This is a genomic window from Acidovorax sp. FG42, assembly GCF_057809195.1.
The window spans coordinates 1-14,541 of record NZ_JBMDJM010000009.1 but is presented as its reverse complement, the minus strand read 5'-3'; the positions used below and the strand labels follow the sequence as shown (position 1 = coordinate 14,541).

The 14,541-nt window shown below is 64.5% G+C and carries 14 protein-coding genes and 1 pseudogene; 13 read left to right on the top strand and 2 right to left on the bottom strand.

Going from position 1 to position 14,541, the window contains the following annotated elements:
- The first annotated feature begins 45 nt into the window (after positions 1-45).
- The 6 genes from rodA to ACODSM_RS11220 all read left to right on the top strand — a co-directional run bounded on the left by rodA (position 46) and on the right by ACODSM_RS11220 (position 5,702).
- Positions 46-1,224 carry a rod shape-determining protein RodA gene (gene rodA / locus ACODSM_RS11245; protein ID WP_488805315.1) on the top strand — a complete coding sequence of 393 codons (1,179 nt, stop codon included), beginning with the start codon at positions 46-48 and terminating at the stop codon, positions 1,222-1,224.
- Between the two features lie 93 nt (positions 1,225-1,317).
- Positions 1,318-1,656, top strand: a complete 339-nt coding sequence (locus ACODSM_RS11240; RefSeq protein ID WP_488805314.1) for a YegP family protein — start codon at positions 1,318-1,320, stop codon at positions 1,654-1,656.
- Positions 1,657-1,748: 92 nt separating this feature from the next.
- A complete protein-coding gene (tldD, locus tag ACODSM_RS11235; RefSeq protein WP_488805313.1) occupies positions 1,749-3,233 on the top strand; it encodes a metalloprotease TldD in 1,485 nt (494 codons plus the stop codon).
- 110 nt (positions 3,234-3,343) lie between these two features.
- Positions 3,344-3,883 (top strand): hypothetical protein, encoded by a 540-nt coding sequence (locus ACODSM_RS11230; RefSeq protein ID WP_110960394.1) that lies wholly within the window; start codon positions 3,344-3,346, stop codon positions 3,881-3,883.
- Between the two features lie 281 nt (positions 3,884-4,164).
- Entirely contained in the window at positions 4,165-5,286 is a 1,122-nt protein-coding gene (locus tag ACODSM_RS11225) for a 3-deoxy-7-phosphoheptulonate synthase (protein WP_110960226.1), read from the top strand.
- 104 nt (positions 5,287-5,390) lie between these two features.
- A complete protein-coding gene (locus ACODSM_RS11220) occupies positions 5,391-5,702 on the top strand; it encodes a hypothetical protein (protein WP_015015633.1) in 312 nt (103 codons plus the stop codon).
- Positions 5,703-5,757: 55 nt separating this feature from the next.
- Here the strand turns inward: ACODSM_RS11220 and mpl are convergent, their stop codons facing one another.
- On the bottom strand, positions 5,758-7,179 hold the full coding sequence (gene mpl / locus ACODSM_RS11215; protein ID WP_488805312.1) for a UDP-N-acetylmuramate:L-alanyl-gamma-D-glutamyl-meso-diaminopimelate ligase: 1,422 nt from the start codon (positions 7,177-7,179) through the stop codon (positions 5,758-5,760).
- A 205-nt stretch (positions 7,180-7,384) separates the two neighbouring features.
- On the opposite strand from mpl, the gene ACODSM_RS11210 reads away from it, so the two are divergent.
- The 7 genes from ACODSM_RS11210 (at position 7,385) to ACODSM_RS11180 (ending at position 14,179) form a co-directional block, all read left to right on the top strand.
- Positions 7,385-7,984, top strand: coding sequence for a hypothetical protein (locus ACODSM_RS11210; RefSeq protein ID WP_060985131.1), 600 nt, complete (start codon positions 7,385-7,387; stop codon positions 7,982-7,984).
- On the top strand, positions 7,981-8,559 hold the full coding sequence (locus ACODSM_RS11205) for a TlpA family protein disulfide reductase (RefSeq protein ID WP_488805311.1): 579 nt from the start codon (positions 7,981-7,983) through the stop codon (positions 8,557-8,559). Before ACODSM_RS11210 ends, ACODSM_RS11205 begins: the two co-directional genes overlap by 4 nt.
- Before the next feature lie 170 nt (positions 8,560-8,729).
- Entirely contained in the window at positions 8,730-9,185 is a 456-nt protein-coding gene (accB, locus tag ACODSM_RS11200) for an acetyl-CoA carboxylase biotin carboxyl carrier protein (RefSeq protein ID WP_488805310.1), read from the top strand.
- A gap of 7 nt (positions 9,186-9,192) precedes the next feature.
- Positions 9,193-10,542 carry an acetyl-CoA carboxylase biotin carboxylase subunit gene (accC, locus tag ACODSM_RS11195; RefSeq protein WP_209818176.1) on the top strand — a complete coding sequence of 450 codons (1,350 nt, stop codon included), beginning with the start codon at positions 9,193-9,195 and terminating at the stop codon, positions 10,540-10,542.
- Between the two features lie 78 nt (positions 10,543-10,620).
- The gene (prmA, locus tag ACODSM_RS11190; RefSeq protein ID WP_015015627.1) at positions 10,621-11,523 is read left to right on the top strand and encodes a 50S ribosomal protein L11 methyltransferase; all 903 of its coding nucleotides are present in this window, start codon (positions 10,621-10,623) and stop codon (positions 11,521-11,523) included.
- 55 nt (positions 11,524-11,578) lie between these two features.
- Positions 11,579-13,246 (top strand): zinc-ribbon and DUF3426 domain-containing protein, encoded by a 1,668-nt coding sequence (locus ACODSM_RS11185; RefSeq protein WP_488805309.1) that lies wholly within the window; start codon positions 11,579-11,581, stop codon positions 13,244-13,246.
- Between the two features lie 33 nt (positions 13,247-13,279).
- Positions 13,280-14,179 (top strand): carbohydrate kinase family protein, encoded by a 900-nt coding sequence (locus ACODSM_RS11180; RefSeq protein WP_488805308.1) that lies wholly within the window; start codon positions 13,280-13,282, stop codon positions 14,177-14,179.
- Between the two features lie 159 nt (positions 14,180-14,338).
- Here ACODSM_RS11180 and ACODSM_RS11175 read toward each other — a convergent pair.
- Positions 14,339-14,541 (bottom strand): annotated as a pseudogene (locus tag ACODSM_RS11175) (histone); the annotation flags it as partial.

Below are 14,541 nucleotides of genomic sequence, written 5' to 3'. Positions count from 1 at the left end.
GGCGTGGGCTGCTCTGGTGTGCGGCATCCGCCCGATAATCGGGGGATGGCCGTCGTTTTTGAAAAGCCCACGCTCGTCCAGCGTCTGGCGCCCCTGTTCCGGGGCTTTGACCTCCCCCTCCTGTTGCTGGTGCTGATGCTGGCCAGCGCCGGGTTGCTGGCCATGTATTCGTCGGGCTATGACCACGGCACGCGGTTTGTGGACCATGGGCGCAACATGCTCATCGCCGGGGCCATCCTGTTCATGGTGGCCCAGGTACCCCCCCAGAAAATCATGGCCTGTGCCGTGCCGCTGTACCTCACCGGCGTGGCCCTGCTGGTGGCGGTGGCGCTGTTTGGCATCACCAAAAAAGGGGCGACGCGCTGGATCAACGTGGGCATCGTCATCCAGCCCAGTGAGATCCTCAAGATCGCCATGCCGCTGATGCTGGCCTGGTGGTTCCAGAAGCGCGAGGGCACGCTGCGCCCGCTGGACTTTGCGGCTGCGGGCCTGCTGCTCGCCGTTCCGGTGGGCCTGGTCATGAAGCAGCCTGACCTGGGCACCTCGCTGCTGGTGCTGGCGGCTGGGCTGTCGGTGATCTTCTTTGCGGGCCTGTCCTGGAAGCTGATCCTGCCGCCGGTGCTGATCGGCGGTGTGGGCATCGCTACCCTGGTGCTGCTGGGTGACCAGCTGTGCGCAGACGGCGTGCGCTGGGTGGTACTGCACGACTATCAGCAGCAGCGCATCTGCACCTTGCTGGACCCCACCCGCGACCCGCTGGGCAAGGGCTTTCACATCATCCAGGGAATGATCGCGATTGGCTCTGGAGGGCTGTGGGGCAAGGGATTCATGGCGGGTACGCAGACCCACCTGGAGTTCATCCCCGAACGCACCACCGACTTCATCTTTGCCGCCTATTCCGAAGAATTTGGCCTGGCAGGCAACCTGTTCCTGCTGGTGTCCTTTCTGCTGCTGGTCTGGCGGGGGCTGGCCATCGCGGCGGGCGCCAGCACCTTGTTCGGCCGTCTCATGGGGGGCGCAGTGTCGATGATCTTTTTCACCTATGCCTTTGTGAACATGGGCATGGTCAGCGGCATCCTGCCGGTGGTGGGCGTGCCCTTGCCCTTCATCAGCTATGGCGGCACGGCCATGGTCACCCTGGGTCTGGCACTGGGCATCCTGATGTCGGTGGCGCGGTCCCAGAAGCAGGAGACCAAGGACCCTCCTCTCCCTGCTGCGCTGTAGGGCCTTGTGCAAGCGGTTGCCCGCAGCACGCCCTCGGGGTACAAACCGGCTGGCCAACCGTGTTTTGGTCGCTCAGCATCCGGAGGGTTTCCCATGGCGGCGAAGTTTGAGCTCAAGAAGTCGAAAAACGACAAGTTTGTCTTCAACCTGCTGGCCGCCAACGGCCAGGTCATCCTGACCAGTGAGATGTACGAGTCCCGCGCCAGCGCGCTGAACGGCATCGAAGCGGTGCGCAAAAATGCCCCCAACGACGGCCGCTTTGGGCGGCTCAGCGCCAAGAACGGTGCGCCGTATTTCACCTTGAAAGCCGCTAACGGCCAGGTGATTGGCCAAAGCCAGATGTATTCGGGTGCCAAGGCCCGGGACGCGGGCATCGAGTCGGTGCAAGCCCATGCGGCCGAGGCCGGGCTTGACGACCATACGGCCACCTGACGCGGTGGGCGGCGCTGAAGGTGCGCCGGGTGCACATAGGGGCATGTGGCCCCCACCCGGGCAAGGGCTGGTCGGGCGCCTAAAATGCTTTGATGACTTTCCGCTCCACCACTGCCGCGCCCCAGCGTGCGGCCACCAGCCAGCGCATCGATGTTGCCCGTGAACTGCTGCTGACCCCTTTTGGCCTGGACGAAGGCCACCTTGCCCGCGCCTTGGCCGAAATTCGCACCCACCAGGTGGACGATGCGGACCTGTACTTCCAGTACACCCGCAGCGAAGGCTGGAGTCTTGAAGAAGGCATCGTCAAGACCGGCTCCTTCAGCATCGACCAGGGCGTGGGAGTGCGCGCCGTCAGTGGCGAAAAGACCGCCTTTGCGTATTCGGACGACATCTCGGAGGCCTCGTTGCTGGATGCGGCCCGCACTGTGCGATCTATTTCGACTGCAGCGCAGGCAGGTAAAGCGCGAGTAGCTCCCAAAAAGGTAGCAGTCAGCCGCAGCCTGTACCCGGGCGTGGACCCCATTGCCTCGCTGGACAGCACGGCCAAGGTGGCGCTGCTGGAGCGGCTGGAGCAGCGCGCCCGCGCCAAGGACCCGCGCGTGGCACAGGTGATGGCCGGGCTGGCCAGCGAATACGACGTGGTGCTGGTAGCGCGCGCCGACGGTACCCTGGCGGCGGATGTGCGCCCCCTGGTGCGGCTGTCCGTCACCGTGATTGCCGAGCAGAACGGTCGCCGCGAGATGGGCTCTGCAGGCGGCGGCGGCCGTTTTGGCCTCGCCTATTTCGACGACGAGCAGATGGGTAAGTACGTGGACGAGGCCGTGAATGCGGCCCTTGTTAACCTGGAGTCCCGCCCCGCCCCGGCGGGCGAGATGACCGTGGTGCTGGGCTCGGGCTGGCCCGGCATCCTGCTGCACGAGGCCATTGGGCACGGGCTGGAAGGTGACTTCAACCGCAAGGGCTCCAGCGCGTTCAGCGGCCGCATCGGCCAGCGTGTGGCGGCCAAGGGCGTCACGGTGCTGGACGACGGCACCATTGCCGACCGCCGAGGTTCGCTGAATGTGGACGACGAAGGCCACGCCAGCCAGCGCAACGTACTGATCGAGGACGGCATCCTGAAGGGCTACATCCAGGACTCTCTGAACGCCCGCCTGATGGGCGTGGCGCCCACGGGCAACGGCCGGCGCGAGAGCTATGCCCACATCCCCATGCCGCGCATGACGAACACCTACATGCTGGGCGGTGACAAGGACCCGCAAGAGATCATCGCCAGTATCAAGAAGGGCCTGTACGCCAGCAACTTCGGGGGCGGGCAGGTGGACATTACCTCGGGCAAGTTCGTGTTCTCGGCCAGCGAGGCGTACTGGGTGGAAAACGGCAAGATCCAGTACCCCGTCAAGGGCGCCACCATCATCGGCAGTGGCCCCGAATCGCTCAAAAAAGTGACCATGATCGGCAACGACATGCGCCTGGACAGCGGCGTGGGCACCTGCGGCAAGGAAGGCCAGAGCGTGCCCGTGGGCGTGGGGCAACCCACGCTGCGCATCGAAGGTCTCACGGTGGGTGGCACGGCCTGAGGGTTGCGTTGGCAGTCTGTCGGCAGACCTTGGGTGGTGCGTGACTTCGCGTTTTCACCTGCTTTTCGGGGCTTGTACTGCGCATTGGCCAGCGCACAATGGGTGACACCATGCCCGCCACGCGCCCCAGTCAACTGCTGACGCTCCAGTCGTTTGGAGATATCAGCCGCTTCTTGCGCGAGGGCGTGGCGGACGAGGATTCGCGCCAGCTGCGTGACAGCCTGGGCGTGTTGTCCACGCAGATCGACGAGGCGGTGCGCACCCGCCGCACCAGCACCGACACCACCGAAATCACCCGCCGCGTGGTGGCCTTGTCCCACAGTGCGCGTGAGCACCAGCTGTTTTTGACCGGCCTGGGTTCTGCGTGGCACGCGCTGTACGAGTTTGGCGCCTACCAGCGCGCACTGCGAGAGCTGCGCAACGCCATTGCTGACTGGCAGTCGATGCTTGAGCAGCGCAGCACCAAAGAAAGCGCCAGTTTCGACCAGTTCGAGCTGCTGGCCTGGCGCACGCTGGGCGAGGCGTTGCTGCTCATTGACATGTACGAGCACCAGAGCAATCCGGCAAGTGATTTGCAGGACATGCCGCCGCCGCGCAAGCCCTCGGCACTGCAGCGCTTGCGGGCATGGTTTCGGGGCGGCCGGCGGTGAATGGCCGGGGCGCCACGTGTTGTAAGCGGGCGCGTGTCGTGTACTCGCAACAGACGGAGGGTGCCGAACCGGCGCACTCCTGTGCTACATTGGCTGCCATGCAAGTTCGCAGCGCGTTTTATTTTTGGTTTTTTATCTCGGTCCCCGGCGGATGAGAGGAAAACGCGCAAGCACACACAACCTCCCCATACCAACCGCCGACGCTGCAAAGCCCGGCGGTTTTTGTTTTTCAGCCCTCCCGTTTTTCCATCCACTCCAACCGACTCCACGAGGAAGCAACCATGACGGCCACTACCAACCCCACCAGCGATGCCTGGTACCGCAGCGTCGAGAAAACCAGCCAGACCGACGACGAACGTATCAAGGACATCACCGTGTTGCCTCCTCCCGAGCATCTGATCCGCTTCTTCCCGATCGGCGGCACGCCGGTCGAGTCGCTGATCACCCAGACCCGCAAGAACATCCACAACATCATGGCTGGCAAAGATGACCGCCTGCTGGTTGTGATTGGCCCTTGCTCCATCCACGACCCTGCCGCTGCTGTCGAGTACGCCCGCCGCCTGATGGCCGTGCGTACCCAGTACGCCGACACGCTCGAAATCGTGATGCGCGTGTACTTCGAAAAGCCACGCACCACCGTGGGCTGGAAGGGACTCATCAACGACCCCTACCTTGACGAAAGCTACCGCATCGATGAAGGCCTGCGCATTGCGCGCCAGCTGCTCATCGAGATCAACCGCCTGGGCATGCCCGCGGGCAGCGAGTTCCTGGACGTGATTTCGCCCCAGTACATCGGCGACCTCATCAGCTGGGGCGCGATTGGCGCGCGTACCACCGAAAGCCAGGTGCACCGCGAGCTGGCCTCGGGCATCTCGGCCCCCATCGGCTTCAAGAACGGCACGGACGGCAACATACGCATCGCCACCGACGCCATCCAGTCGGCGAGCCGGGGCCACCACTTCCTGTCGGTGCACAAGAACGGCCAGGTGGCCATCGTGAACACCAAGGGCAACAAGGATTGCCACGTGATTTTGCGCGGTGGCAAGACGCCCAACTACGACGCTGCGAGTGTGGCCGCCGCCTGCAAGGACCTCGAAGCCGCCAAGCTGCCAGCCACCCTGATGGTGGACTGCAGCCATGCCAACAGTAGCAAGCAGCACGAAAAGCAGCTGGATGTGGCCCGCGACGTAGCGGCCCAGGTGGCGGGTGGTTCGCGCAGCGTGTTCGGCCTGATGATCGAAAGCCACCTGACCGCAGGCGCCCAGAAGTTCACGCCTGGCAAGGACGATCCTTCGGCACTCGAATACGGCAAGAGCATCACCGACGCTTGCCTGGGCTGGGACGCCTCGCTGCAGGCGCTGGCCGAGCTGTCGGACGCCGTCAAGGCGCGCCGCGCCCGCTGATCGCTGGCTCCATTGCAAGGTCTAAACTGGGGCCGCTTGCTGCACGCACTCTGCGTGCAGCAGCGGTCACCAGTCACCGCAACAACACAGAAAGGCGATCCATCATGCACAGCGAAGTGTCGGTCAAACTGGCCGCAAACCAGGAATACCGTTTTGATCTGGAGGGCGCCGAGCCCATGGCCCACGAGGCGGGGCGGCGCTGGCTCGACGATCAGTTCATCGCGCTGGACTGCGAGCCTCTGCGCGCCAGCGGCAAGGTGCTGCTGGCCGACAAGGTGCTGACCGTGGCCCGCGCCGCCGGTGTGGCGCTGATGCAAGACCCCACCTGGTCCCGCGACTTTGCGCGTGCCGCCAGCGCCGCACTGGCCAAGCCCATCGTGCGGGTGGACGTGCCGGGCATGGCGGTCACGTTTTGAACGCCATTTGATAAAAATTGGCTGCTAGCGCTAGTGGAATATGCGCCAGTAGCTATTATTTTTGTAGTGCTTGCAGCAGCTTGGCGTGGATGCCGCCAAAGCCACCATTGCTCATGCACACCACGTGGTCGCCCGGGCGCGCGGCCTGGGTGACCTGGGCCACCAGCGTATCGATGTCCGGGGCCGTCTGCGCGCGCTGGCCGGGTCCGACGCCCAGCGGTGCCAGCGCCTGCGCAGCATCCCAGTCCAGCCCTGCCGTGTGGCAAAAGGCCAGGTCGGCGGGCTCCAGCGCCCAGGGCAGCTGGCTTTTCATCGCGCCCAGTTTCATGGTGTTGCTGCGGGGCTCGAACACCGCCAGGATGCGTGCGCCGGCGCCTAGAGTGCGGCGCAGGCCGTCCAGCGTGGTGCGCAAGGCCGTGGGGTGGTGGGCAAAGTCGTCGTAGACGGCCACACCGCCCACCGTGCCACGCAGCTCCATGCGCCGCTTGACGTTCTGAAAACTGCCTAGAGCGGCTGCGGCCTGTGCGGGCGCCACGCCCACATGGTGGGCCGCCGCGATGGCCGCCAGCGCATTGAGCTGGTTGTGCACGCCGGTCAGCGACCATTCCACGCGCGCCACGGTTTGCCCCTGGTGCACCACGTCAAAAGCCTGCGGGTCACCCACGGCGTGAAAGTCGCTGACGGCGGCGCCAAAGCTGGTCACCTCGCTCCAGCAGCCGGTGTGTAGCACGCGGGCCAGGCTTTCTTCCAGTCCATTGACCACCACGCGCCCCGACGGAGGAACCGTGCGCACCAGGTGGTGGAACTGGCGCTCGATGGCCGCCAGGTCGTCAAAGATGTCTGCGTGGTCAAACTCCAGGTTGTTCAGCACGGCGGTGCGGGGCCGGTAGTGCACGAACTTGCTGCGCTTGTCGAAAAAGGCGGTGTCGTATTCGTCGGCCTCGATCACGAACAGCGGTGCGGCGCCGAGCGGCGTGGCGGCTGGCGCGGGGCGCTGCGCAGCGCCCAGGCGCGCGGACACGCCAAAGTTCAGCGGCACCCCGCCGATCAGAAAGCCCGGCTGCTGCCCGGCCGACTCCAGAATCCACGCCAGCATCGAGGTGGTGGTGGTCTTGCCGTGCGTGCCAGCCACGGCCAGCACATGGCGACCCTGCAGCACATGCTCGGCCAGCCATTGGGGGCCGCTGGTGTAAGGCAGGCCTGCGTCCAGAATGGCTTCCATCAACGGAAACTTGGGGGAGCCGTCGGCCAACCGGGCGCGGCTGACCACATTGCCCACCACAAACATGTCGGGCTGAAGCGCGAGCTGGTCGGCGCTGAAGCCTTCGATCAGGTCGATGCCCAGCGCGCGGAGCTGGTCGCTCATGGGTGGGTAGACCCCGGCGTCGCAGCCCGTCACCTTGTGCCCTGCCTCGCGCGCCAAGGCCGCGAGGCCTCCCATGAACGTGCCGCAGATGCCCAGTATGTGTATATGCATGGGCGCAGATTCTAAGGCCGGGGGGTGGGTGCCTCCTTCAAGGCAAAAAGGACTGCAGGTGCCGACTCTGTCTGCCTGAGGTGCTCTCAAAATAGTAGTTCCCCTGCGCGCCGGTTGTCTGGGTCGCCAGTGCGGCCTGGGGTCATCGGCCGCCGTGTCACGGCTTCGCGCCACAATGCAGGTTCTTTAGTTCCCCACCGCTGCCATGCACACACCCCTGAGCGAAGAAATCGCCCAAACGACCGCCCGCCTGGTGGTGGAAGAGGGGCTGGAATGGGGCCCCGCCAAGCGCCGAGCGCTGCGGCAGATGGGCCTGCCAGCCCGCACCCCGCTGCCGGACAACGACTTGGTAGAAGAGGCGGTGCGGGAGTACATCCAGCTCTTCTGTGCCGACACCCAGCCGCGCGAGCTGCGGGCGTTACGCCAGCTGGCCCTGGTATGGATGGATCGCATGGCGGCCTTTCGGCCGCATCTGGCGGGTGCGGTGTGGCACGGCACGGCCACGCGCCTGTCAGACATTTACCTGCAATTGTTCTGTGATGACCCCAAATCGGCAGAGATCGCGCTGATCGATCATCATGTGGACTACGAACCCCGCACGGTAACCGGCTTTCATGGCGAATCGGTGGAGGCGCTGAGCCTGGGCAGCAAATCGCCCGAGCTCAATGAAATGATCGGTGTGCACCTGCTCATCTATGACCTGGACGACCTGCGGGGTGCGCTCAAACCCGACGCCAAGGGCCGGACACCGCGCGGTGACATCACGGCCGTGCGTCGCTTGCTTCAGGAAACCACGACCCCATGACACAGCCTGCTGAATCTCTCGCCCCGGTGACTCCCGATGCCTCCGCTCCCTCGGCAGCGCGCAGGCGCCTGTTGTATGCGGGGGTGGCTGGGGCTGCGGCTCTGGGTGGCGCGGGCTTCGCATGGTGGAAGCTTCAGCCCCATGCCGTGGAGCCGGGGGCCGAGCAGGCGCTTTGGGGGCTGGAGTTTGAAACGCCCGCCGGTAGCGCTGTGGCCATGAAGTCCCTGGCGGGCAAGCCGCTGCTGCTCAATTTCTGGGCCACGTGGTGCCCACCTTGTGTGGAAGAGCTGCCCATGCTCAACGCCTTCTATCGCGAACAATCTGCCAAAGGCTGGCAAGTGCTGGGTTTGGCGATTGATCAGCCTTCGGCGGTGCGCAAGTTTCTGACGCGCATTCCGCTCGATTTTCCCGTGGGGCTGGCCGGTTTGGGCGGCACGGATCTGGGACGGTCGCTGGGCAATCTGACAGGAGGCCTGCCGTTCACGGTGGTCCTGGGCGGGGAGGGGAAAGTGCTGCATCGTAAAATGGGGCAAGTGACCACCCAAGACCTGCAGCTCTGGGCGGGTTTGCGTTGAGGATGCGCGCCCATATACACGGGCTGTAGAGGGGTTCTCGACCTGTCTTCTCTCGATGAAACGGCACTTTCCCATGCCGAAGTTCATGAAAAATGCGGGTGGAAGACTGCGATAGGGTGAAATTGGAGTAAATTCGCGCCCTATTCAGTTTTATAGCCGTTGGAGCTTCCATGGATCTGCGAAAACTCAAAACCCTCATCGATCTCGTGTCCGAGTCGAACGTCTCTGAACTCGAAATCACGGAAGCCGAGGGCAAAGTCCGCATCGTCAAGAGCGTCGGGGGAGTTGTCCAGCAGTACGTTGCTGCCCCCGTGCAGGCCCCTGTGGCCGCCGCACCCGCTGCTGCACAAGTTGCCGAGCTGCCTGCGCCGTCGACACCCGCAGCCCCAGCGGGCCATATCGTGAAGTCCCCCATGGTGGGCACTTTCTACCGCTCGTCCAGCCCCGGCGCCAAGCCTTTCGTCGAGGTGGGCAGCCAGGTCAAGGAAGGCGAGACCATCTGCATCATCGAGGCCATGAAGATCCTCAACGAGATCGAGGCCGACAAGTCGGGCACTGTTACTCGCATCCTGGGCGAAAACGGCCAGGCCGTGGAATACGGACAACCTTTGTTCGTCATCGAATAAGGCGCGCATGTTCAAGAAAATCCTGGTCGCAAACCGAGGGGAAATCGCCCTTCGCATCCAGCGCGCCTGCAGTGAACTCGGGATCAAGGCCGTGATGGTCTATTCTGAGGCCGACCGCGACGCCAAATACGTCAAGCTGGCCGAAGAGGCCGTCTGCATTGGCCCCGCGCCCTCGCCACTGTCGTACCTCAACATGCCGGCCATCATCTCGGCGGCCGAGGTGACTGATGCCGAAGCCATCCACCCTGGCTACGGTTTCCTGTCCGAGAACGCCGACTTCGCCGAGCGCGTCGAAAAGAGCGGCTTCCAGTTCATCGGCCCTACGCCCGAGTCGATCCGCATCATGGGCGACAAGGTGTCGGCCAAGCAGGCCATGATCCGCGCGGGCGTGCCCTGCGTGCCGGGTTCCGAGGGCGAACTGCCCGACGACCCGGTGCAGATCCGCCGCATCGCCAAGGCCATTGGCTACCCGGTCATCATCAAGGCCGCAGGCGGCGGCGGTGGCCGTGGCATGCGCGTGGTGCACACCGAGGCGGCCCTGGTCAATGCCGTACAGATGACGAAGGCCGAAGCGGGCGCAGCATTCGGCAATCCGGCGGTGTACATGGAGAAGTTCCTCCAGAACCCGCGCCACATCGAGATCCAGATTCTGGCCGACAAGCACCGCAACGCGGTGTACCTGGGCGAGCGCGACTGCTCCATGCAGCGCCGCCACCAGAAGGTGATCGAAGAGGCTCCGGCCCCCGGCATCCCCCGCAAGCTGATCGAGAAGATTGGCGAGCGCTGCGTGGCCGCGTGCAAGAAGATTGGCTATCGTGGTGCGGGCACGTTCGAGTTCCTGTACGAAAACGGCGAGTTCTACTTCATTGAAATGAACACCCGCGTGCAGGTGGAGCACCCTGTGACCGAGTGGATCACCGGCGTGGACATCGTGAAGACGCAGATCATGGTGGCGGCAGGCGAGAAGCTGCCCTTCACCCAGCGCCAGATCGAAATCCGCGGCCACGCCATCGAGTGTCGGGTGAACGCGGAAGACCCGTACAAGTTCATCCCGTCGCCGGGGCGCATCACCACGTGGCATCCACCCGGTGGCCCCGGCGTGCGTGTGGACTCGCATGCCTACAGCAACTACTTTGTGCCGCCGAACTATGACTCGATGATCGGCAAGATCATCGTGCACGGCGACACGCGTGAGCAGGCCCTGGCCCGCATGCGCACGGCGCTGTCCGAGACGGTGATCGAAGGCATCAACACCAACGTGCCGCTGCACCGCGAGCTGATGGTGGACGCCAAGTTCATGGCGGGTGGCACCAACATTCACTACCTGGAAGAGTGGCTGTCGCAGCACAAGCGCTGAGCGGGCAGACTTGCAGGTCGTTCACATGCTGGCTCCTGGCAACGGGTGCCAGCATTTCACTTTTTTCGAGAGACGCCTATGTTTGAGCTGAGTCTGATGTGCCCCGAGGACCGGATTGAAGCGGTCAGCGATGCGCTGGACGCGCTGGATGCGCTTTCCGTATCGGTGGAAGACGCCGATGCGCAGACCGACGCCGAACAGGCGCTGTTTGGCGAGCCTGGCATGCCGCCGCCCAAGGATGGCTGGCAGCGCAGCCGTGTGGTCGCCTTGTTCCCCTCCGAGGTGGCCGCCCGCGAAGCGCAGCAGTTGCTGGTGGTGCAGGACTTTTTTGTGGGCTGCCAGGTGCTGGGTGTGGCCCAGGTGCCTGAGCAGGACTGGGTGCGGCTGACCCAGTCGCAGTTCGCACCGGTGGACATCACACCCGATTTCTGGATCGTACCTACCTGGCATGAACTGCCTGCCCAGGCGGTACGCAGCATCCGGCTCGACCCTGGTCTGGCCTTTGGCACGGGCACACACCCCACCACACGCATGTGTCTGCGCTGGATTGCGCGCAACGGCGCTACGCAGCCCGGTCAGGGTAACCCCCTGGGGCGGGTGCTGGACTATGGATGCGGGTCGGGCATTCTGGCCATTGGTGCGGCCAAGTTCGGCGCCACGGACATTGACGCAGTCGATATCGACCCTGCGGCTGTGGAGTCCACCGTACAAAACGCCGAGGCCAATCAGGTCACACTCAAAGCAGGTCTGCCGGACAAGGCGCAAGGCGAATACCAGACAGTGCTGGCCAACATCCTGGCGACGCCGTTGCGGGTGTTGGCCCCGCTGTTGTGCAGCTATGTGGCTGCGGGCGGCCATCTGGTGTTGGCGGGCATTCTGGAGCGCCAGGCAGATGAGCTCAAGGAGGCCTACGCGCCCTGGCTGCCGCTGGAAGTGGCGGACGCAGAGGATGGCTGGATTCTGATGACCGCACGCCGTTGAACGTGCGCGAGCGCTGTTCTGGCGGCCGTGGCATGGCCTCTACAATCCTTCGCTGATGAGCCAGATCACCCGCTGCCCGTCCTGCGCCACCACCTTTAAGGTCGTGGCGGACCAATTGCGCATCTCGGAGGGATGGGTGCGCTGCGGCCAATGCAAGGAGGTATTCGATGCCTCTGCCCATTTGCTGCCGGCGGCGCCTGAAGCGCTGCTGCCCGATGTGTCTCTCACGGACCTGCGGGCGCCCCCAGCCCCGGTCGCCCGCAAGCCCGATGCGCTGGGCGCGTGGGGCGGAGGTAAATCAACTGGCGCCGCTCCGCCCGCTGCTGCGAATGCCGTCAAGGCGACCACGCCTGTCACTGGGAGTGTTTCGGATTCCGTTACCCGGGCAGCGGTGACCAACACGGTTGACGCCCCGCTGTTCAGCGCGGTGCATGATGTACCTGCAGCCCCTGTGCTGGATATTCCCAGCCCGGCGGTGCCCGCGTTTCTCACGGCAGGCGCTCGCAAGGAAGCCTCTGTTGAAGTTCTGGGGGATGACCTCGTCGCCCCCTTTGCATGGAGGGCCCACAGCGCGCCACGGGCTCCGACTGCGGTGGATGCCGGGGCAACGCTATCGGCCCCAGTGCCTGCGGAGATCCGGGAGCCGGTCGTGGAACCCAGCACGGCTCCACGCGCCGGTGATTCCGTATTGGATGCGAACGGGTTTGTACATGGACATCGGGATGCCGCGGCGGCGCCCTCGGGCTCGGTGACACCCGTTGTCGGCGAGGAGTCCGGCAGCTTGGCCGGAGGGTCTTTGCCGCCGGTGACCGGGCTCCCCAGCCCTGCAGGTTACGAACTGCCTTTTGCAGAACTTCGCGATTCCGAAGTGACACTGGATGCGTCCTTGGATGCGGATGCCGCTGGCCTCGTCGACCTGTCGGGTGGTTCTATCCATTCAACGGAGGCATTTGAGGCTTTGGCGCCGCAGCCATCCGACCCCAGTGTCGCGCTTCTGGACGAAGTGCGGAAGCCCGCGCCAGCGCCGGTCGCGGAGTCTGTTGCTCTGGCACCTCCGCTGCCTTCCGTCGACTTTGTGCCCAAGGCGGATGCCCCGGAGACGCCGGCCATGGAGCTGGTGAAGGACGAGTCGCACGCTGCCATCCTGCGGGCACGACCTCGGCGTGCCGCGGACGACGACGATGAGGCCGAGGACCAGGAGTCCGACCCCGAGGTCAGTTTTGTGCTTGCTGCGCGCCGTAAGGCGTTCTGGCGCAAACCTGTCGTGCGGATGGCGTTGGGGCTGGTGTTCTTTATTTCCCTGCTGGGCTTGGCGTTGCAGATTGCCGTGCAGGAACGCGACCGCATTGCCGCGCTGGACGCTCGCACCCGCCCCTGGCTGGTGAAACTGTGCGAGCCCTTGCGCTGCGAGCTTGCTCCTGTGCGCCAGATTGCCGATGTGGTCATCGACAGTTCTTCCTTCAACAAGGCGCGCGGCGACAGTTACCAGCTGGCGCTGACGATGAAGAGCACCGCCACCATCCCATTGGCCATGCCTGCGGTGGAATTGACCTTGACCGATGCCCAGGACCAGCCCGTGTTGCGGCGGGTCTTGTTGCCCACCGACATGGCCGCGCCGGCGGAGTTGCCCGCGAAGGGGGAGTGGGGCACCTCGGTGTCGGTGCTCGTGACCACGGGCGGTGCACGTGTGGCGGGCTACCGGCTGCTGGCGTTCTATCCCTGATTTCTCCCAACAACTTACCGAGTTTCACTATCTATGGCTGCCCTCATTTGTGGTTCCCTGGCGTTCGACACCATCATGACTTTCGAGGGGCGTTTTGCTGAGCAGATCCTGCCGGATCAGCTGCACATTCTGAATGTGTCCTTCCTGGTTCCGTCGCTGCGCCGCGACTTCGGGGGGTGTGCGGGCAATATCGCTTACAGCCTCAAGCTGCTGGGTGGTGAGCCGCTGCCCATGGCCATGCTGGGCAGCGACGGTGCCGACTACTTGGAGCGGCTGGAGTCGCTGGGTATCAGTGCTCGCCACGTTGGGCAGGTGCAGGACACCTACACCGCACAGGCGATGATCATGACGGACCGTGACAACAACCAGATCACGGCCTTCCACCCCGGTGCCATGATGCAAGCCCATGCCAACCGCATTGGTGCCGACAGCAGTGTCGGCGTGGGGATCATCGCGCCGGATGGGCGCGATGCCATGCTGGAGCATGCAGCCCAGTTCGTCGCGGCGGGCATCCCGTTTGTGTTCGATCCGGGTCAGGGCTTGCCCATGTTCAACGGGCAGGAATTGACCCAGTTCATTAAACAGGCCACCTGGGTCACCGTCAATGACTACGAGGGGAAGATGCTGTGCGACCGCACCGGCTGGTCGCTGGCCGATATCTCCCGCAAGGTGCAGGGGCTGGTGGTGACACTGGGCGCAGAGGGCTGTGAGGTCTGGGTGAATGGTGACAAGACCCATGTCCCCCCCGTGAAACCTGCCGCTGTGGTGGACCCTACGGGCTGTGGCGACGCCTGGCGCGGTGCGCTGCTGTTTGGTTTGGAAAAGGGCTGGCCACTCGTACGTTGTGCCGAATTGGGCAACCGGGTGGGCGCTCTCAAGATCGCGCAGCGTGGTCCACAGAACTACACGCTGGATTTCGATCCGCTGGTATAAGCCACTCAGGCCACTCAGCCAATGTTGCCCGCGTTGCGTTACGCCGGGCGATACAGCGCAACTTGCTCCCCGGGCAACTCTCGGGAGAGCCCACACCAAGATGCAGACGAAAAAAAACCCGGTGCTTGTGCACCGGGTTGAGCGCGTGGCGCGCCAGGATCAGGGCTTGTTGCCCGTAGGGAAAGGCCAGGCTGCCTGAGGGTTCAGCGTGGTTTGTGCTGCGGGGGCAGCAGCCGCAGGGGCAGGCGCCTTGGGGGCCTTCTTGGCCGGTGCAGCTTTCTTTGCGGGGGCAGCCTTGGCAGGTGCGGCAGCCTTCTTCGCAGCTACGGCCTTCTTGGCGGGAGCGGCTTTCTTTGCCGGTG

What these genes read in the sequence shown, in the direction of transcription:
- rodA (WP_488805315.1), top strand. Translation starts at nt 46, where the DNA reads ATGGCCGTCGTTTTTGAAAAGCCCACGCTCGTCCAGCGTCTGGCGCCC.
- ACODSM_RS11240 (WP_488805314.1), top strand. Translation starts at nt 1,318, where the DNA reads ATGGCGGCGAAGTTTGAGCTCAAGAAGTCGAAAAACGACAAGTTTGTC.
- tldD (WP_488805313.1), top strand. Translation starts at nt 1,749, where the DNA reads ATGACTTTCCGCTCCACCACTGCCGCGCCCCAGCGTGCGGCCACCAGC.
- ACODSM_RS11230 (WP_110960394.1), top strand. Translation starts at nt 3,344, where the DNA reads ATGCCCGCCACGCGCCCCAGTCAACTGCTGACGCTCCAGTCGTTTGGA.
- ACODSM_RS11225 (WP_110960226.1), top strand. Translation starts at nt 4,165, where the DNA reads ATGACGGCCACTACCAACCCCACCAGCGATGCCTGGTACCGCAGCGTC.
- ACODSM_RS11220 (WP_015015633.1), top strand. Translation starts at nt 5,391, where the DNA reads ATGCACAGCGAAGTGTCGGTCAAACTGGCCGCAAACCAGGAATACCGT.
- mpl (WP_488805312.1), bottom strand. Translation starts at nt 7,179, where the DNA reads ATGCATATACACATACTGGGCATCTGCGGCACGTTCATGGGAGGCCTC.
- ACODSM_RS11210 (WP_060985131.1), top strand. Translation starts at nt 7,385, where the DNA reads ATGCACACACCCCTGAGCGAAGAAATCGCCCAAACGACCGCCCGCCTG.
- ACODSM_RS11205 (WP_488805311.1), top strand. Translation starts at nt 7,981, where the DNA reads ATGACACAGCCTGCTGAATCTCTCGCCCCGGTGACTCCCGATGCCTCC.
- accB (WP_488805310.1), top strand. Translation starts at nt 8,730, where the DNA reads ATGGATCTGCGAAAACTCAAAACCCTCATCGATCTCGTGTCCGAGTCG.
- accC (WP_209818176.1), top strand. Translation starts at nt 9,193, where the DNA reads ATGTTCAAGAAAATCCTGGTCGCAAACCGAGGGGAAATCGCCCTTCGC.
- prmA (WP_015015627.1), top strand. Translation starts at nt 10,621, where the DNA reads ATGTTTGAGCTGAGTCTGATGTGCCCCGAGGACCGGATTGAAGCGGTC.
- ACODSM_RS11185 (WP_488805309.1), top strand. Translation starts at nt 11,579, where the DNA reads ATGAGCCAGATCACCCGCTGCCCGTCCTGCGCCACCACCTTTAAGGTC.
- ACODSM_RS11180 (WP_488805308.1), top strand. Translation starts at nt 13,280, where the DNA reads ATGGCTGCCCTCATTTGTGGTTCCCTGGCGTTCGACACCATCATGACT.